The following is a 17,097-nucleotide window of genomic DNA, read 5'->3' as shown; positions in this document are numbered from 1 at the left end:
GGGTCACTGGTTTCGGGTCTGGTCGGCGCCAAGTAATGATCATGTCTCTGGCCTGCCGGGGCGCGGCCGGAACAGGCTTTGGAGGAGGATCGGAACGGTTTTCGGCGGTAACGCCGGCCCATGTCGGTGGAGGGCTCGGCTACCGCGACGATTCTCACCCCTGTCCTTGACGGTGTCGTAGGCTCGCGCCATGCGATCCCGCCTTCACAGACGTCTGCTCCTCCTGGCGGTGCTGCTCGCCACCTCCGCGCTTCTCGTGGCCAGGCGGCTGCTGGTCGTCGTGCGGGTGCGGGGGACCAGCATGGTGCCCACTCTCCAGCCGGGTGACCGGGTGCTGTTGCGGCGGACTCCCGCCGAACGGCTGCGCCGGGGCCAGATCGTCGTCCTCGAGCCGATCGGCCCGGGGCGGCAGTGGGGCACAGGGCCATTGCCCGACCCGGCGGCGGCCGACTGGCTGGTCAAGCGGATCGCCGCGATGCCGGGTGACCCGGTGCCCGAGGAGGTCGTGGACCAGCAGGGGCTGCCCGCCGGAACCGTGGTTCCGCCGGGGCAACTTGTGGTCCTTGGCGACGGCGTCCACAGTTCCGATTCGAGGGCATGGGGCTATGTCCCTTTCGACAGGGTCTTGGGTGTGATGTTGCGAGCCCTTGTCGGCATGTCCTGACATCATCATAATTCGATATGTCGGACATGCCTGACAACGGGGTAGGGCAGCTGGGGGTGCGGCGTGCGCCTGGTCTTCACGGCAGCGGGGCTGGCCAGGACCACGTTCACGATCTCTCCGTTGCATCACACGCTGTTCGCCGCGCTTTGTCTGCGTAAACCCGGCTACGCGGCCACCGGGTCGTTCTGGCGGGACCTGGCCCAGCGCGTGCCTCCACGCGCGGCAGCCTTCCTGGAGCGGGTCGACGCCGGGGCCATGACCGACACCGGGTTCGTGTGGATGAGCGTGCCCCTGATGGAGAGCACCCGGCCCACTATCGGCGACGAGCTGGAAGCCCTGGCGAATCTGGGCGGTGCGGAGCAGCCCGTGGAGCCGTACGGCTTCGCGTATCCGGGGCAACTCGGCGACGCGGGGCTGAGCGAGTCGGCGAGGCCCGGTAGGTGCGAGGAGGCCTATCTGCGCGGGAGCGCGTCCGGGCTGCGGGAGGTCGCCGACGCGGTGCGGGCGTTCTACACCAGCTGCATCGCGCCCGAGTGGGCCGGGATCCGGCGGCAGCTCGAGACGCACCTGGCAAGCAGGGCCGAGGCGATCTGCCTTCACGGGCTCGGGCATGCGCTGTCGACGCTGAGCCCGCGGTTGCGGTGGGAGGACTCGGCCCTGCACATCGACACCTCGGGCGTACACGCTCCCGAGGTCGTGCCGGGTGCCAGGGGGCTGGCGTTGTCGCCGCTGTTGTCGGCGAGCCAGCGGTTCGTGGCGGTCGCCTTCAGTCCTGACGCGCGGCGGCCGGTGCTGGCCTACCCTGTGACCGACGAGCGGTCGGAGCCCACGGCTCAGGGGACGGCCTCGGTGGACGCGCTGGCCAGGGTGGTGGGCCATGCGCGGGCGCGGGTGCTGCGGTCCATCGGCGCGGGGCGGGCGACGGGAGAGCTTGCCCAGTCGCTGGCGGTCAGCGCGTCCACGGTGTCCGAGCACATGACGGCGCTGCGGCTGGCCGGGCTGGTGGTCACCTACCGGGAGGGACGCGCGGTGCGGCACGTGCTCACCGCGCTGGGACACGGGCTACTCGAATCCGCTGTCTGATTTGTCGCATTTCGGTGAGTAGCCGAATAGATTGCGGCCCCCTTTGAAGATCGTGATCCTGATCGTGGTACTGCCCACATCTGGGAGGTCGCATGACCCGCTCACTGAAGGCACTCGGGGACAGGATGCTCAACAGCCTGCTTCCCTCCACCACCGCGGACGCCATCGGGTGCGTCCCTTGGTGCTGGTGCTACCACTGGCTCGACCACACGGCGTACACCTGCCAGCGGTCCGACTGCTCGACGTACGTCGGCTGCTACGAGTGCTGCTGACGCACTCGTCCGGTAACCCGCCCATGGCCGGATGACACCGCCGGCCATGGGCGGCCATCGGTGAGGAGAAGGGGTGCGCCATGGAGTACGTGGATCTGATCTGCCGGTTCACGACCGGGCTGGTGTTCCTGGCCGCGTTCGTCGGCAAGCTCGCCGGATGGGACGGCTTCCGTGCCTCGGTGCCCGATCTGGCGCCAGGTCTTCCCCCCGTCCCGGTCGCGGCGGCCGTCGTGACCGCGGAGGCGGGCGTCGTCGTGCTGCTGGCCGTACCGATGAGCGTGTCAGCCGGGTACGCGCTCGGAGCCGGGCTGCTCACCGCCTTCGCCGCGGCCATCTGGCTGGCGCTTCGCCGTGGCACGTCGGGGACGTGCCGGTGTTTCGGGGTCACCGCCACGCCGCTCGGATTCGCGCAGGTCGTGCGCAACACGCTCGCGGCCGCCGTCGCGGTGCTCGGCTGGGCCGTGCACGCCGGTGGCGCCGCCCCCGAGCTCGCGGGTGTGGTGCTCAGCCTCGCCGCCGCCGCGGCCCTGGCGTCCGTGCTGGTGTTCTTCGACGATCTGGCCGACGTCCTGAAGCCGATGTCATGACCGCCCAACCAGAAAGGCAGGAAGCCTGATGCCGTTCCTCATCGCCGCCGTGGTCCTCGTCGGCGTCGTGAGCGCCCTCAACCTGGTGCTCACCTTCGCGGTGATCCGTCGCCTGCGTGAGCACTCCGCGAAGCTGGCCGACCAGCGGACCGGCGGCCCCGAACTGCTCGCCAAGGGGTCGAGGATCCCCGAGATCGTGGCGACCGGCCTTAACGGCGAAGGCGCCCCCCGGCGTCCGGCGCTGATCGGATTCTTCGACACCGAGTGCAAGGCCTGCCCCGCGCAGGTGCCGCACTTCCTCAGGCTGGTCGAGGACGCCGGCTACGACAGGTCGCAGGTCCTGGCCGTGGTGTCGGGTCCCGGCGGCGACTCCTACATCCAGGCCATGCGATCCGCCGCGACCGTGGTGGCCGAGCCGCCCAACGGTCCTGTGGTCACGGAGTTCTCCGTCAGCGCCTTCCCCTCCTTCTACCTGGTGGGCGAGGACGGCCGGGTCAGGTCGGGCGCGGTGAGCGTGCTCGGACTCGGCGCCCCGGTCACCGCGTGAGTTCCGGCCCAGTGGAGCGTGCGGGGGGCAGGGAGCTGGTACGGCGAGCTGGTACGGCGTGGCGGCTCGCGTGGGAGACGGGACCGGTCGCGGCGCTCACCTCGGTGGCGGTGGTCATCGGCGTTGGAGTGCTGCCGGTGGCCGGCGCCTGGCTGACCAAACTGATCCTCGACGCGCTCGCGACAGGCCGCTCAGGGATCGCCGACGTGCTCGCGCCCGCCGTGGCGCTGGGCGCGGTGGGACTGGCCGGCGCGCTGCTGCCGCACCTGTCGCAGTACGTGGAGGGCCAGCTCAGGCGCGGAATCGACCTGGCGACAAGGGACCGGCTACTCGAGGCGGTCAACAGGTTCGTGGGGCTGGCGCCTTTCGAGGATCCGCGCTTCAGGGACCGCCTCAGGCTCGCCGAGCAGGCGGGCGGCAGCGCGTCGAGCCAGATCATCTCGCCGTCGCTGGGCCTGGCGCAGGGCCTCGTCACCGTCTGCGGCTTCGTCGGCACGCTGATCGTGCTGAGTCCGGTGATGACCGGCCTGGTGCTGCTCTCCGTCCTGCCTTCGCTGGCCGTACAGCTGTCACTCAGCCGCCGCCGCGTGCGGTTCGACTGGAGGGTCAGCCCCGCGATGCGCAGGCAGATCTTCTACGCCGAGCTCCTCACCGAGGTGGAGTCGGCCAAGGAGGTGCGGCTGTTCGGGCTCGGGTCGTTCCTGCGGGGACGGTTGCTGACCGAGGTCCGCGCGGTGCACGAGTCGGAGCGGGCCCTTGACCGCAGGGCGCTGACAGGGCACGGCCTGCTCGCCCTTCTCGGCGCGGTGATCGGCGGCGCCGGGCTGGTGTGGGCGGTGGTCGCCGCGGCAGGGGGCCGGCTGACCGCCGGCGACGTGGCGGTGTTCGTCGCCGCCGTGGCCGGGGTGCAGGCCTCGCTGTCCAGCGGGGTGGCCCAGCTCTCGCGACTGCACCAGGCCCTGCTCATCTTCGGCCACTACCTGGACCTGTTGCGGGCGGAGCCCGACCTGCCCGTACGACCGGCGCCCCTGCCCTTGCCCCCGCTCCGCGTGGGCGTGGAACTGCGCGACGTCTGGTTCCGCTACAGCGACGAGCACCCCTGGGTGTTGCGGGGCGTCGACCTCTTCATTCCGTACGGCACGTCCGTGGCGCTGGTCGGCCTGAACGGCGCGGGCAAGTCCACCCTGGTCAAGCTCCTGTGCCGGTTCTACGACCCGCAGCGCGGCGCGGTGCTCTGGGACGGCGTGGACCTGCGTGACGCCGACCCCGCCGAATTGCGGGACCGGCTGGCCGCGGTGTTCCAGGACTACGTCGCCTACGACTTCACCGCCGCCGAGAACATCGCGGTGGGCGACCTCGACGCGCTCGGCCAGGACGCCCGCATCAAGGCCGCCGCCGCCCGCGCCGGGATCCACGAGCGGCTCTCGGCGCTGCCGCGAGGCTACGACACCCTGCTCAGCAGGCGTTTCTTCGACAACCTCGACGGCGCGGACAAGGACGCCCAGGGAGTGGTGCTGTCGGGCGGCCAGTGGCAGCGCCTCGCGCTGGCCCGCGCCTTCGTCAGGAACGACCGCGACCTGCTCATCCTCGACGAACCGAGCTCGGGCCTCGACGCCGAGGCCGAACACGCCGTCCACCACGACCTCCGTGGGCACAGAGAGGGCAGGACGAGCCTGCTCATCTCCCACCGCCTGAGCGCGGTCAGGGACGCCGACCTCGTCGTGGTCCTGTCCGAAGGGAAGATCATCGAGAGCGGGCCGCACGAAGCGCTCATGGCGGCGGCGGGAGAGTACGCGAGACTGTTCACCCTGCAGGCCAGTGGCTACCAGGAGGTGTCCTAGTAGTACTTCGTTAGGTTGATTTGATCTTCGGTGGTGGGTTCGGCATGCTGCCCGCGTGAACGTGGAAGAGATCGAGCGACTCCGGGGTGAACTGGCCGCGTTCGTGGCCGAGGTGTTCGCGTCGGTGCCGCGCAGGGATCAGCGAGCCAAGGGCGACCGGACCGGCTGCCGGCCACCTACCGGCGCACTCATGGAGTCACCTATTTCCACGGCTGCTACTCCATCGGTGACGACACCTTGTGGGGGATCAACCGGCGCCGTAAAGGCATCGCTCACACCTGGGCCGCGCTGAAGTCGATCCGCGCCGCCCGCCCGGACGGCGCCCCGATCTACGTCATCCTGGACAACCTCTCGGCGCACAAGAACTGGCGCATCCGCACCTGGGCCAGGCGGCACAAGGTCGAGTTGTGCTTCACCCCGACCTACGCCTCCTGGGCCAACCCGATCGAGGCACATTTCGGGCCGCTGCGGCAGTTCACCATCGCCAATTCCGATCATCCCAACCACACGGTGCAGACCCGGGTCCTGCACGCCTACCTGCGCTGGCGCAACGCCAACGCCCGCCACCCCGACGTCCTGGCCGCCCAGCGCCGAGAACGCGCCCGGATCCGCAGCGAAAAGGGCATCCGCTTCGGCGGACGCCCTCTCCCACTCGCTGCGTGATCACCCAACCCGGTGAACGTATGTGGTCACAGCACTAGGCGTGTCGGTCGCCGATTCGGCCGACCCCGCCAACCTCGGCGCGACCTTCACCGTCACCAACAACGGCCCCGACCCGGCCACCGGTACCACCAGCTCGATCACCCTGTCGGGAACGTCCGCCGGGATCGTATCGGCGACGTCGTCTCAGGGATCGTGCGGCATCACCGCGCCGACCGTCTCGTGCACCCTCGGCAACCTCGCCTCCTCGGCGTCCGCGACGATCACACTGACCCTGTCCCCGACCGCGACCGGTACGGTCACCGCGACCGCCGCCGTGGACGCCACCGAGACCGACCCGGTCTCCGGCAACGACAGCGACGCCGAGAACACCACCGTCAACAACGGCCTGGGCTGCACGATCATCGGCACCAACGGCAACGACGACCTCAACGGCCAGAACGGCAACGACGTCCTGTCCGACACCAGCGGCACCGACACCATGAGCGGCAACCTCGGAAACGACAACATCAACGTCCAAGACGGCGCCGGCGGCGACACCGCCAACGGCGGCCTCGGCAGCGACACCTGCACCAGCGACGCAGGCAACACCACCAGCAGCTGCTGACCCCAACCCCGGCACGATGGCCCGGACTTCCCCTATGAGGTCCGGGCCACCCACCAGATCACGCGAACAACGGGCCCGTGGCAAGATCGCTCCTCATACGAGCACCGGAAGTCGAGCGCGGCTTCAAAACTCCTGCACGTGGTCTGAGCTGGCGTACTCGTCAATCGCTCCGCTGAGTACCCTCCGGCGCTGGATCCGGCCTTCCATCGGCACCACAGCGGGCGATGGCTGTTGTAGTGCCCGGCGTACTCGTCCACGGTGGCGTCGCAAGCCAGCGGTCCGCCAGGAGGTGTCGACGCTTCAGGGCGCAGGGGCGACGGATGCTGCCGGCCTCTGCCTGACCTGCGTGAGCGGGGGCTCGCCGTCCACGACGCAGGGTGTGCCGCCCGATGCGACGGCCTGGCCGAGCAGGCCTTCCCCTGCTCGGCCAGGTGAGAAGGAAGGGGCGAGTGCCCGTTGCCTACGCTGGCTTGCGTGCCGAGCAGGCCCACGACATCGGGAGTGGGTCTCCAGGCAGACGCCAGAGTCCCTTGCCCTCGTCGTCACGGACCATCGAACTGAAGCGCTGCCGGCAGTCGACCGGCTCCTCGGTGAATGACTCGATCTGCAGCCCAGCCTGGATAAGCGCCATCATGACGTCAGGAATGGTCCACCGCCAGGTGTAACTCGTGTAGGGCTCGATCTCTTGAACGTCCCCGTACTCGTCCCCGTAGGTATCGCTGATGACGTATTCGTGAGGACCGTTGGTGATCGGGTACGTGCGGAGCCGCATTTCACCGTCGACCTCGTCGAAAGCGCCGAGGATCGGGTGGATCTCCACGATGTGGAAGATCCCTCCAGGCTTGAGGAAGTGGGCTATGACCTTGGCCCAAGCGGACAGGTCCGGCAGGTAGTAGAGCGTCCCCTGGTCGGCGTAGACGACGTCGAAGGAACCCTCGAGCACGCCAGGCAGATCGTAGACGTTGGCCTGCACGAAATTGACGTTTACGTCGAGGTCCTTGGCCAGTCCACGGCCGATCTCCAGAGCGGACTCGGCGAAGTCCACGGCCGTTACATTGGCGCCCTGCCGGGCCCAGGATATGGCGTTCACCCCGATGTGGCATTGCAGGTTCAGGACGTCCTTTCCAGATACGTCCCCGATCGTTGCCACCTCCAGCGGGCGCAGGCTGCTCTCGCCGGCCCGGAACGAATCGAGATCGTAATAGCTCGAGCCGAGGTGGGCTTGGGCTCGCTGGTTCCAGCCCGCCTGATTAATTTGCATGCGGCTGCGGTCATCCATGGTAAATGGAACCTCTCTACGACTTGACGGTCGGCGCCGGACGGCTGTCCTATCGAGCGCGATCACAGAACAACGACCTGTCGCATTGCCTCGCGGGGACCGGCAATATGTCCAAGACCGTTCACAACGTGCGGTCCGCCGAATTCCAGACAAAGCCCCAAATGCGACTATGCGGGCGACGTTATCAGACCACTCGTTTCTTCTCAAAGCATTCTTTGTGTGGCGTTGAAGAGCTCTTATATTCCGCCATTTTCTTTTACGCGGAGGCGTCCATGTGGCGGCGCAGGCTCAGGGGGCGCATGTCGGTCCAGACCTCGTCGATATAGGCGAGGCATTCCTGTTTGACGCCCTGTTTGCCGGCCTCTCGCCAGCCCGGGGGGATCGGCTGGTGGGTGAGCCAGATCGAGTACTGCTCCTCGTCGTTGAGGACCACCGTGTACGTGCGGTCGTCGTCATCGGCAGGCATGTCCTGTCTCCTTCGGGTGATGTCGGCATCAGCCTTCTTTGGGCCACGCCGCGTACTGCCGCAGCCCGTATATGAGCGGCCTAGCCGGAGCGAGGTGATCGACCGAGAAGACCTCGCCCACGATGATGGTGTGGTCGCCCGCCACCGTCACGCTGTGCAGGCGGCACTCGGCCACCGAATGTGCGTCGTCGGGCAGGTACGGCAGGTCGGCCTCCTTCGTGCCGGCCCAGGTCACCGCGCGGAAGCGGTCACCCAGGTTGGAGGAGAAGTGCCTGGCCACGTCCCTGCCGTGGTCGTGAAGCAGGTTCACCGCGAACAGGCCCAGCGAGTCCAGCGCGGCCAGCGTCCTGCTGTGGTTGGCGATGCACACCAGCAGGAGCGGCGGCTCGACCGACACGCTGCACAGCGACGAGCAGGTCAGGCCCTGCGGCTCGCCGGCGGCGTCCAGCGTGGTCACCACCGCGACCCCACTGGGATGGCCCGCCATCAGCGACCTGAATGCGGGGGCGCCCAGGGCCTCTCGGTTGATCTTCATATGTGTCGCATGTGGGCGAAGTACTCGTACTGGCTGGGTAGCCCGGCCACGGCCTGGTCCGAGCGGCGCCTGATGCTCTCGAACTCGGCCTCGGCCTGCTTGGAGTCCAAGAGGTCCAGCACCGGCCGCTGCCTGACCGGCACCCCGCCCATGCCCATGATCAGGGAGATGTAGGAGTACGGCTCGAAGCCGTGGTAGTAGGGGTAGATGCTGCCGGCGTCGGGCAGCTTGGACTGCCACAGCTTGACCCGTTCAGCCAGGTCACCGGGCAGTGCCCGCTCCTTGGTCGCCTTCCAGTAGTCGTTGTCGCGTCGGGCGGCGGTGTAGTAGTGGAAGGCGAGGAACTCGCAGATGCCGTCGATGCACCTGGCCACGAGCTGGTTGTAGTGCTCGACCAGCACCGGGTCAGGGGTGCCCCCAGGCAGGTGTTTGACCAGCTGCTCGATGCCGTGCTGGATGAAGAAGATGCCGGTCGACTCCAGCGGTTCGACGAACCCGCTGGACAGGCCGATCGCCACGCAGTTCTTGACCCAGGAGTTGCGGCTCCTGCCGATGCGCATCCGGATGTGGTTGGCCTCCAGGTCCTGGGCAGCGGGACCGGCCATCTCGCGCAGCTTGCGCTCGGCCTCCTCCGGCGTGGAGAACTGCTCGGAGTAGACGTAGCCCATGCCGTTGCGGCCGAACAGCGGGATGGTCCACATCCAGCCGGCGTCCATGGCGGTGGCGGTGGTGTAAGGCTGGATGCCGTCGCGCTCGATGTCAGTCGGCACGCGCAGCGCCACCGCGCGGTCGTTGGGCAGGTACTCCTGGAAGGAGACGAACGGCTCCTCCAGCGCCTGGTTGATGAGAAGGCCACGGAAACCCGTGCAGTCGATGTAGAGGTCGCCCTCGATGGTGCCGTGCTCCTTGGTGACCAGCCCGGCGATGCCGTTCTCGTCACGCAGGCATTCGGTGATGGAGTCGACCACGCGGTGTACACCCTGGCCGGTTGATCGGCGCATGAGGAAGTCGGCCAGCAGGGCGGCGTCGAAGTGGTAGGCGTAGGGGTACTGCCTGTCCTCCTCGGCCATGGTGGTGCGGCCGCCGGAGGCCGGTTCGTCCGCCTGCGCCTCGAAGAGCTCGCCGTTCAGCGCGTGCGGGGAGCGCATGGCGTCGCACAGGTTGGCGATGATGAAGCAGTCGCGGTCGAACCTGTCGGTGGGGCCGCACCGCAGCCACCACTCGGCCATCGAGTAGCCGTCCAGCACCCCCAGCCGCTCGAAGGGGTGGTAGAAGTCGTGTCCGGGGTGGCGCCAGTTCCTGAAGCGGATGCCCAGCTTGTACGTGGCGTTGCAGGCCGGCATCCACTCGTGCTCCTCCAGCCCGATGTAGCTGAAGAAGTGCCTGATCGTGCTGAAGGTGGCCTCGCCCACGCCGATCGTGGAGATGGCCGGCGACTCCACAAGCGTGATGGAGACCTGCTCCCCGAGGCTGGCCTGCAGGTAGGAGGCCGTCATCCAGCCGGCCGTACCACCTCCGGCGATCACGATCCGCTTACTCATCGCTCAGTCCCTCCAGAATCTCGAACTTCAGGTTGACGCGGCAGAAGCGCGCCCAGTCGTCGGTGACGCTCTCCCACAGCACGCCCTGCTCGGGCACCACGGGGTTGGTGACGACCGTCAGGTCGTTCCACAGGTAGACGACGGTGTCACCGGGCAGGGCGTCCTCCTGGCTCCAGGCCGGGAATCGGCGCAGCTCTGCAAGGGGATAGGCTCTGCAGTAGTGCTTCATGATCGTTCACTCACCTTCAGGTCTCCGGTTTCCGGGTCGGCGCTCTCCAACTCGGCCTCGACGTGGCGCAGGCGGGGGTTGGCGAAGCTGACGAGGACGACCAGCAGGAACAGCGCGCCCATGATCATGATCATGAGGCCGATGCCGCGGCCCGGCCCTGTGCCCAGCAACGGGCCGAAGCTGCCGGCCAGCGAGCCCGAAGGCGCCAGCAGCGGGTCGAACAGGCCGGCCAGCGGCCCGGCCAGGACGTAGGCCAGCGGCAGCGTCGACCAGGCCACGAACCTGCGCAACGAGAACACTCGGGCCTGAATGGCGTCCGGCACGTACGCCCGCACGATCGTGGCCTCGCAGCCGGAGGCCATCTGGATGCTGAACAGATAGCAGAACACGCCGGCCCCGATGGTCACCACGTCCGCGTGCAGCCCGATGAGCAGTAGCGCCAGCGACTGCGTCAGTCCGAACAGCAGCACTCCGGTGACCCGCTTCTTGGGCCCGCCCCAGGCGGCCATCAGCACGCCGCCCAGGAAGATGCCGAGTCCGGCGAAGGAGTTGACCCCGCCCAGGAAGGCGGGCGTGGTGAAGCTGAGCACCATGGGAGTCACCACGACCTGCGTCAGCCCCACGGTGAGGCTGGTGCACGCGCCGAACAGGAAGAGGTAGAGAAGGCCGCGGAAGCGCATGATGTAGCGCCAGCCGTCGGCAGTGTCCCTGAGCAGCGACGGCCTGTCGTGCGCGTCCGAACGGTCCAGTGGCGGGAAGACGACCAGCAGCAGCGCACCGAAGCCGATGACGTAGCTGATCGCGTCGATGATCAGCACACCGGGCAGACCCAGCGCCACGATCAGGATGCCGGCCAGCACGGGCGCGCCGAGCTGGCCCAGGTTGTCGCCGCTCTGCACCATGCCGCTGGCCCGTCCGGCCTGCTCCTTGGTCACCAGCTGGCTGACCGAGGCGTGATAGGCGGGGTCGCGGAAGGCGTTGCACAGCGCGAGCACTCCGACGGCCACGTAGATGTGCCATAACCCCAGCCAGCTCTGATGCAGCAGCAGCATCAGAACGAACACCACGAGGCCGGAGCCGCCGTTGCTGAGCAGCATCAACCGCCGCCTGTCCCAACGGTCGGCCAGCGCCCCGGCCAGCGGCGAGAGCAGCATGCCTGGCACCATCGTGAACAGCAGCACCAGGGCGAACTGCGTAGCCGAGCCCGTGCGCTGGTAGACGAACACCCCCAGCGAGAACTCGGTCAGCCCGGTACCGAGCGCCGAGATCACCTGGCTTGCCCAGACGATCAGGAAGACCTTCCTCAGGTCCTTAATCATGTCGTTCAGCTCCTCCCGGCCAGCTCGCGGAGGCCGTCGGCCCAGTCCCGCAGCAGGGTTCGCATGGTCGCCGCGCGATAGCGGGTAGCGCGGTAGCGGACTTCCAGCTGGAGCTGGTCGCCGAAGATCATCGTGTCGAACTGCAGGGCGTGCGGGATTGCTGCGCGCGGGTCCATGTCGTGCGACTCCACCTCCAGGTACCTGCCGAGCACCGGGTTGTCCTCGTAGCCGGGGTGGCTGCCGCCGTAGGAGAACTCCACCTCGGAGCTGGGCAACTCGGCGAGGCGTCGCCTGACCGACTCGTCCTGGCTAAGGAACCGCAGGAGCTGGTCGCCACCGCCGTCGGCGGAGGACCAGTCACGCAGTTGCCGGTCCACCTCGGGAACCAGATCGCGCACGGCTCTGGCGCCGTCCACCTCCAACAACACCGGCACGTTCATGACCAGCCAGGCCACCGTCCTGGAGACGTCCACGCCTTCCAGGAACGGCTCCCTGCCGTGGTTGACCACGTCGACCATGAACAGGTCGCGGCCGGTCCAGCGGGCCAGCGCCCTGGTCGCCCCGGCCAGCAGTAACCGGTCGACCGGCACGTGGTCGAGGTTTACCGCGCGATCACGCAACACTCGCGTCTGCTCGGGGGTGAACACCGTCGTCTCGCCATGGGTGAACGGCCCCCTGGCGTCGCCGTCCGGCAGGTCCACCGGGATCGGCTCGACCTTCCTCCGCCTCTCGTCCAGCCAGCGGGGCAGCTCCGCCAGCGCCTTCGGCGACTGGGCGTAGGCGTTCAGCCTCCTGGCATAGGCGGGCGGGCTCATCCCGGCCGGGCGCAGCCGTACGGCACCGCCCTTCACGGCCTGCAGGTAGGCCTCCTGCAGGTCCTCGAACACGAGGCGCCAGGAGATGCCGTCCACGGCCAGGTGATGGAAGATCACCAGCAGCCTGGGCGGTCTGGACGGGCCGAAGGTGTAGAGCGCGAAGGCCACCAGGCGTCCCCGCGAAGGGTCCATACCGAGCTGGAGGCCGTTCTCGTGTTCAGTGACCGACGCATCCCAGGTCGCGGGGTCGGTGTCGCTCAGGTCGAGGTGGATGAAGGGCGGCTGGGCGGGAGGGCCATCGTCGATCTGGCGGTGCCCGGCCGGGGTGGCGGTGAAGCGCATCCGAGTGGCCGGGTGGTGCCCGACCAGCGCGGCCACCGCGCGCCGCAGCGCGATCGGGTCCACGTCGTACGGCATCTCGAAGCGGAGGGACTGGTTGAAGTGGTTGGGGTTGGCCAGGTCGAGCCCGAAGAACCAAGCTTGCAGCGGCAGCAGCGGCGCGGGCCCTCCGATGTCCTGGGCGTCCGCCGGAGCGGCCATCGGGACGGCCGCCGTGGCCAGCGCGGCGGCGGTCTGGTGCTTGAACACCTGCTGGAGGGTGATGCGCAGCCCCGCCTTGTTGGCCTTGGCGATCAGCTGCAGGGCCAGCATCGAGTTGCCGCCTGCGTCAAAAAACCCCTGGTCAGGCGGTATCGAGTCCACCCGCAAGACCTCAGCGAACAGCTCGGCCAGCACTTCCCAGGCCGTATCGCCCTTCGGCTCCGCCGGTCCGCCGTGGGAGTCCGTAGCGGGCGCGGGAGTCCCTTCGCGGGATTCGATGGCACGCACGATGTCGGCGGCGCTGGCGAAGTGCCCTAGTGCCGCGTCGGCGGTGCTCCTCTTCGGCCGCCTGCGCCCCAGCCCGGCCATCGGCGCCTGCCGCCGGGCGGTGTCCTTCCGGCTCGCCGTACTCGTCATGGGGTCGGTCGCGGGGATCCTGAGCGTGGTGTCGGCCTCCCTGTCGACCGAGACGAGACCCGAAAGGAAGCGGTGGGCGGCGTCATTGCGCTTTCCACCGCGATAGGCGAAGGCGAGCGTTTCGCGTCCGCGCTCGCCCGCCAGCTCCCTGAGCCTCTCCAGCACCCGATCCTCCACGCCCTTGCCGAGCACGGGACAGGTCAGCACCCATGCCTCCACCAGCAACGACTCCCCTTCCGGGCGGGCCAGCACGACCCCGCTGACCCCGTGGTCGCCGAACCGGTCGCGGACAATCACCTCCCAGCAGGTGTGCGTACCGCTCTCCACCAGCTCGGTGATCCGCTCGGCGCTCCACGTTCGCCCGTTCAGGTGGAACTCGCTCACCCTCCTGGTCAGATCCGCGGCCTCCTCCGCCGCCTCGGGCTTCAGCGGCCGGCAGTCCACCTCCAGGCGCAAGCTGTCGAGGAAGCCGCGCAGCGTCGGCGTGTCGCCTTCCTCCGCCCGTACCTCATCGGCGGTGCCGACCAGCTGGGCGAGCCGCCGCCCCAACAGGTCGAAGTACTCCTCGCTGAACGGAACCCGCGCGCCCGCCAGCAGCTCGGGCCGGTAGACGTGTGCGCTGCCGAGGTTGCGCACCAGACCCTCGGCATCCAGCACCAACACGCCTTGGTGCGCCGCCAGCCGATCGCGCAGCGCCTGCCTGACGCGCGCGGCCGTCGCGGCCACCCCGCGCGGGTTCCCGTCGTCTCCCGCGGGCCTTTCCTCGGGTACGGCGGGCAGTACGAAAATCAGCTCCGCCCGCCACCGCCGGGCCGCCCGTAAGCAGGCTCCGGCCAGGTAGAGAACGTCGGTCTCGTACGCCTCAGGGGGGTGCGCTCCCGGCTCGGGCAGGCCGCTCCACAGTTCCTCCAGGCGAGGCGCGACCACGAGCGTCCGGGGCCGGAAGTGGGCGGTGGGCGAGTCGTCCTCCAGGCACTGGCGCTCGATCTGGTTGAAGGGGCCGGCCCACACCTGCGCGGGAGTCCCAGCCTCGGCCAGCGCGGTCCCCAAGTACGGCGTCAGCGGGTCGACGGTGAACGTCGCCAGCAACGCGACCCGGCGCCCGCCCTCCTCCGCCCGCTCCTTCCCTGACCGTTCCTTCCAACGGCGCCGCACCTCGGCCAACCGGGCGCCGGGGTCCGCGCCTCCGTCATCCACGCGCCGCCCCGAGACGCGAGCGGCGAGGGTGACGGCGTTCACCAGGTCGGCGACCGTACGGGCCTGCTGGCAGGCGAGGAAGTCCAGCGTCCCGCCGAACCGGCTCTCCAGCTGAACGAACGCCTCCAGCAACGCCATGCTGTCCCAGCCGTGCTCGACCAGCTCCGGCCGCTCGGCCAGCTCTCGAGGGGTGGTCTCCAGCACGTCGCTGAGGATTCGCAGCACCGCCGCCTCGACCTGATCACGCATGGGGGGTCCTCTCTTCGACGGCGACCCACTCCGGTGTCGGGTCGCTGTAGCCGGTCAGGTCGAGCTCGAACAGCTCCGCGTCCCGGGTGGGGGCGAAGCCCGCCGACGTCCAGAACCCGGCGGCCACCCCGTTGCGTTCGGATGGCGCGTACCTGCCGATCAGGCGGGTCGCGCCCGCCTGCCGCGCGGTGGCGGCCAGCCACCCGGCGATGGCTCGCTCGACGCCGCGGCCGAGGACCCGGCAGCTCAGCACCAGGTCGAGCACGCACCACCGGGATGCCGAGCCGCCATCCCGGCCGGAGCGGTCGAGCCACGCAGCGCCGACGACGCCCTCGTCACCGAACCGGTCCGACACGGAGAACGCCACGACCAGGTGGCCGGGGTCCTCGATCATGGCGGTCGTGCGCGCCTCGTCGAAGCGCTGCCCGGCCAGGTTGAACTGGTTGGTACGCGCGGCGAGCTGGGCCACCCGGGCCACGGTGTAGGGCGTGACGGTCTGCGGGCTGAGCCTGATGGACAACGCCCGCAGATAGTCCGCGGCGGATCCGAAGGTCCCGGCGAAGTCCTGGCGCAGCGCCCGCGACCGGTACATCTCCGGCCGCCGCAGGTCGGACTCGGTGACCTCCACCACGTCGAACCAGCCGGGCTCGACCAGGCGGCGGGCGAGGTGGGCCGGGTCGCCGTCGGCCGCGACGATCGCCACGCCTGGCAGTTCCACACGTACGGCCGCCCGCTCGGCGGGCGAGTCGTCCATGAAGACGAACGAGTCGGGCGAGAGGTCGAGCGTGCTCGCCGTCTCCCGTAAGTTGTCCGGCTTGCCGGCCCAGTTGACGGCCAGGACGGAGAACTCCTCGCCGCGCAGCACCATCTCCGGGTGCGTGGCGATGACCTCCTCGACCAGGTCGGCATCGTTCTTGCTGGCGAGTACCAGCAGCACGCCCTGCTCGCGCAGCCGCCGCGCGGTGTGCTGCAGCGCCGTGTAGCTCTTGCCGGGGTAGAGCCCGCCCAGCTCCAGGCCGGGGCCGCCCACCTCGCCGACGACGCCGCCCCACAGCGTGTTGTCCAGGTCGAGCGCCAGGACCTTGCGCGAGAGGCCCAATGTGGCCTGGACGACGCGGCGGACCTGCCTGGCCAGCACCAGCAGGGCGCCGTCCGTGTAGGGCAGGTCGCCGAAATGGTGCAGCCGGTCATCGCGGGCCGCCACTGGCGTCTCGGCCAGCTCTCCGGCCAGGTCGGTGACGGCCACCTGACCGTGCTCCCCGGCCAGGTCCAGCAGCCCGGCGTTGAGCCTGTACCAATGGCGTTGCAGCCGGGCTCGGCCGCGCAGCCCGATGACGGTGTCACTCACCACCGCAGGCAGCGGCACGGTGTGCAGCACGAAGGTCGCCGCCGAGCGGGCGGCAGCCGCCTCCAGCAGGCCGCGCAGGTCTGCGAGACGCCCCTCCAGGTGCTCGCCCAGGCCGTCAAGGTCGGCGGGATGCCAGTCGGCAGGCAGGAAGTAGGAGTCGTCGAGCAGGCAGATCACCATGTCGGCTTGGAGGTTGGCCGTGCCCATCTCCAGCTCGAAGGCGCCGTACTGCCCGCATTCCACCAGCGGGTTCACCCCCGCCCCGGCCAGCACGCCGTACAACATCGGCTGGAACGCGCCGATCGAGCAGGTGGCCAGCACGCGAACGCGCACGTGATCCTCGCCGGCCGGAAGGCGGGACAGCAGGCGGCCGGCGCGGCGCACGAGTTGCGGGTCGCGGCAGGCCGCCAGCTCAGCACGTACGGCGGAGCCGGGCACGCGGCCCGCCTCGACGGCGGCGTGCAGGGCCTCCAACAGGTCACTCATCGGCCGTTCCCGGGCTGAGGCTCCCACGCGGCGAACTCGCGCACAAAAGCGTCCTCCGCTGATGTGTCCATGGAAATTCCGACCTCCCTCGCAATGCGCTTTCAAGGCGTTGGGACAACACCATTCATGGCGTCGCGAGCGGATCCCGAAAAGAAACGTTTACTAATGCGCCGCATACTGGGCAAGCCCAGACAGTAGACCGGCGACAGCCGGATGACCAGTTGCCCGCCCGCACGGCCCTGGTCATCCAGCGGCGAACGTCGTCGAGTAACTGAACACCTTCAAGGTGCCGCAACAGCACCCGGCGTCCAAGTGCTGACCGTCCCTGGTTGAACGCTGCCTGACCGAGCGCCAGCGTGTGCTCGACGGTGGTCTTGACACCGCGCAGAAAAGACCCTCCGTCATCTCCACCGGG

Annotated in this window: 15 protein-coding genes and 1 pseudogene; 8 read left to right on the top strand and 8 right to left on the bottom strand. The window is 69.1% G+C overall.

Annotated features, from left to right (window positions below):
* Window positions 1-190: 190 nt before the first annotated feature.
* The 8 genes and pseudogenes from ACQPYK_RS21210 (at window position 191) to ACQPYK_RS21175 (ending at window position 6,261) form a co-directional block, all read left to right on the top strand.
* A complete protein-coding gene (locus ACQPYK_RS21210; protein WP_433257683.1) occupies window positions 191-664 on the top strand; it encodes a S26 family signal peptidase in 474 nt (157 codons plus the stop codon).
* Window positions 665-727: 63 nt separating this feature from the next.
* The gene (locus ACQPYK_RS21205; protein WP_433257681.1) at window positions 728-1,747 is read left to right on the top strand and encodes an ArsR/SmtB family transcription factor; all 1,020 of its coding nucleotides are present in this window, start codon (window positions 728-730) and stop codon (window positions 1,745-1,747) included.
* Between the two features lie 92 nt (window positions 1,748-1,839).
* Complete coding sequence (locus ACQPYK_RS21200) at window positions 1,840-2,019, top strand: hypothetical protein (protein WP_433257679.1); 180 nt, start codon at window positions 1,840-1,842, stop codon at window positions 2,017-2,019.
* Between the two features lie 80 nt (window positions 2,020-2,099).
* Window positions 2,100-2,606: a MauE/DoxX family redox-associated membrane protein gene (locus ACQPYK_RS21195; RefSeq protein WP_433257676.1), complete on the top strand. Its 507-nt coding sequence runs from the start codon at window positions 2,100-2,102 to the stop codon at window positions 2,604-2,606.
* 28 nt (window positions 2,607-2,634) lie between these two features.
* A complete protein-coding gene (locus ACQPYK_RS21190) occupies window positions 2,635-3,153 on the top strand; it encodes a hypothetical protein (RefSeq protein WP_433257675.1) in 519 nt (172 codons plus the stop codon).
* Window positions 3,150-4,994 (top strand): ABC transporter ATP-binding protein, encoded by a 1,845-nt coding sequence (locus ACQPYK_RS21185; protein WP_433257674.1) that lies wholly within the window; start codon window positions 3,150-3,152, stop codon window positions 4,992-4,994. Before ACQPYK_RS21190 ends, ACQPYK_RS21185 begins: the two co-directional genes overlap by 4 nt.
* A 141-nt stretch (window positions 4,995-5,135) precedes the next feature.
* Window positions 5,136-5,657, top strand: a pseudogene (locus ACQPYK_RS21180) (transposase); the annotation flags it as partial.
* 40 nt (window positions 5,658-5,697) lie between these two features.
* Window positions 5,698-6,261 carry a CARDB domain-containing protein gene (locus ACQPYK_RS21175; protein WP_433257672.1) on the top strand — a complete coding sequence of 188 codons (564 nt, stop codon included), beginning with the start codon at window positions 5,698-5,700 and terminating at the stop codon, window positions 6,259-6,261.
* A 460-nt stretch (window positions 6,262-6,721) separates the two neighbouring features.
* Here the strand turns inward: ACQPYK_RS21175 and ACQPYK_RS21170 are convergent, their stop codons facing one another.
* The 8 genes from ACQPYK_RS21170 to ACQPYK_RS21135 form a co-directional block, all read right to left on the bottom strand.
* The gene (locus ACQPYK_RS21170) at window positions 6,722-7,540 is read right to left on the bottom strand and encodes a class I SAM-dependent methyltransferase (RefSeq protein WP_433257670.1); all 819 of its coding nucleotides are present in this window, start codon (window positions 7,538-7,540) and stop codon (window positions 6,722-6,724) included.
* 256 nt (window positions 7,541-7,796) lie between these two features.
* A complete protein-coding gene (locus ACQPYK_RS21165) occupies window positions 7,797-8,006 on the bottom strand; it encodes an MbtH family protein (protein WP_433257669.1) in 210 nt (69 codons plus the stop codon).
* 28 nt (window positions 8,007-8,034) lie between these two features.
* On the bottom strand, window positions 8,035-8,541 hold the full coding sequence (locus tag ACQPYK_RS21160; RefSeq protein ID WP_433257668.1) for a flavin reductase family protein: 507 nt from the start codon (window positions 8,539-8,541) through the stop codon (window positions 8,035-8,037).
* The gene (locus ACQPYK_RS21155; RefSeq protein WP_433257666.1) at window positions 8,538-10,082 is read right to left on the bottom strand and encodes a tryptophan halogenase family protein; all 1,545 of its coding nucleotides are present in this window, start codon (window positions 10,080-10,082) and stop codon (window positions 8,538-8,540) included. The genes ACQPYK_RS21160 and ACQPYK_RS21155 overlap by 4 nt, the downstream gene beginning before the upstream one ends.
* The gene (locus tag ACQPYK_RS21150; protein ID WP_433257664.1) at window positions 10,075-10,311 is read right to left on the bottom strand and encodes a hypothetical protein; all 237 of its coding nucleotides are present in this window, start codon (window positions 10,309-10,311) and stop codon (window positions 10,075-10,077) included. Before ACQPYK_RS21150 ends, ACQPYK_RS21155 begins: the two co-directional genes overlap by 8 nt.
* Window positions 10,308-11,630, bottom strand: a complete 1,323-nt coding sequence (locus ACQPYK_RS21145) for an MFS transporter (protein ID WP_433257662.1) — start codon at window positions 11,628-11,630, stop codon at window positions 10,308-10,310. Before ACQPYK_RS21145 ends, ACQPYK_RS21150 begins: the two co-directional genes overlap by 4 nt.
* A 5-nt stretch (window positions 11,631-11,635) precedes the next feature.
* Window positions 11,636-14,848, bottom strand: coding sequence for a condensation domain-containing protein (locus tag ACQPYK_RS21140; protein ID WP_433257660.1), 3,213 nt, complete (start codon window positions 14,846-14,848; stop codon window positions 11,636-11,638).
* Window positions 14,841-16,682 carry an HAD-IIIC family phosphatase gene (locus tag ACQPYK_RS21135; protein WP_433257658.1) on the bottom strand — a complete coding sequence of 614 codons (1,842 nt, stop codon included), beginning with the start codon at window positions 16,680-16,682 and terminating at the stop codon, window positions 14,841-14,843. The genes ACQPYK_RS21140 and ACQPYK_RS21135 overlap by 8 nt, the downstream gene beginning before the upstream one ends.
* Window positions 16,683-17,097 lie beyond the last annotated feature (415 nt).

Source organism: Streptosporangium sp. CA-135522 (genome assembly GCF_050949235.1).
Taxonomy (GTDB): Bacteria; Actinomycetota; Actinomycetes; order Streptosporangiales; family Streptosporangiaceae; genus Streptosporangium.
Note: the sequence above shows the minus strand (reverse complement) of the source record. Positions and strands in the feature narration are given on the sequence as shown.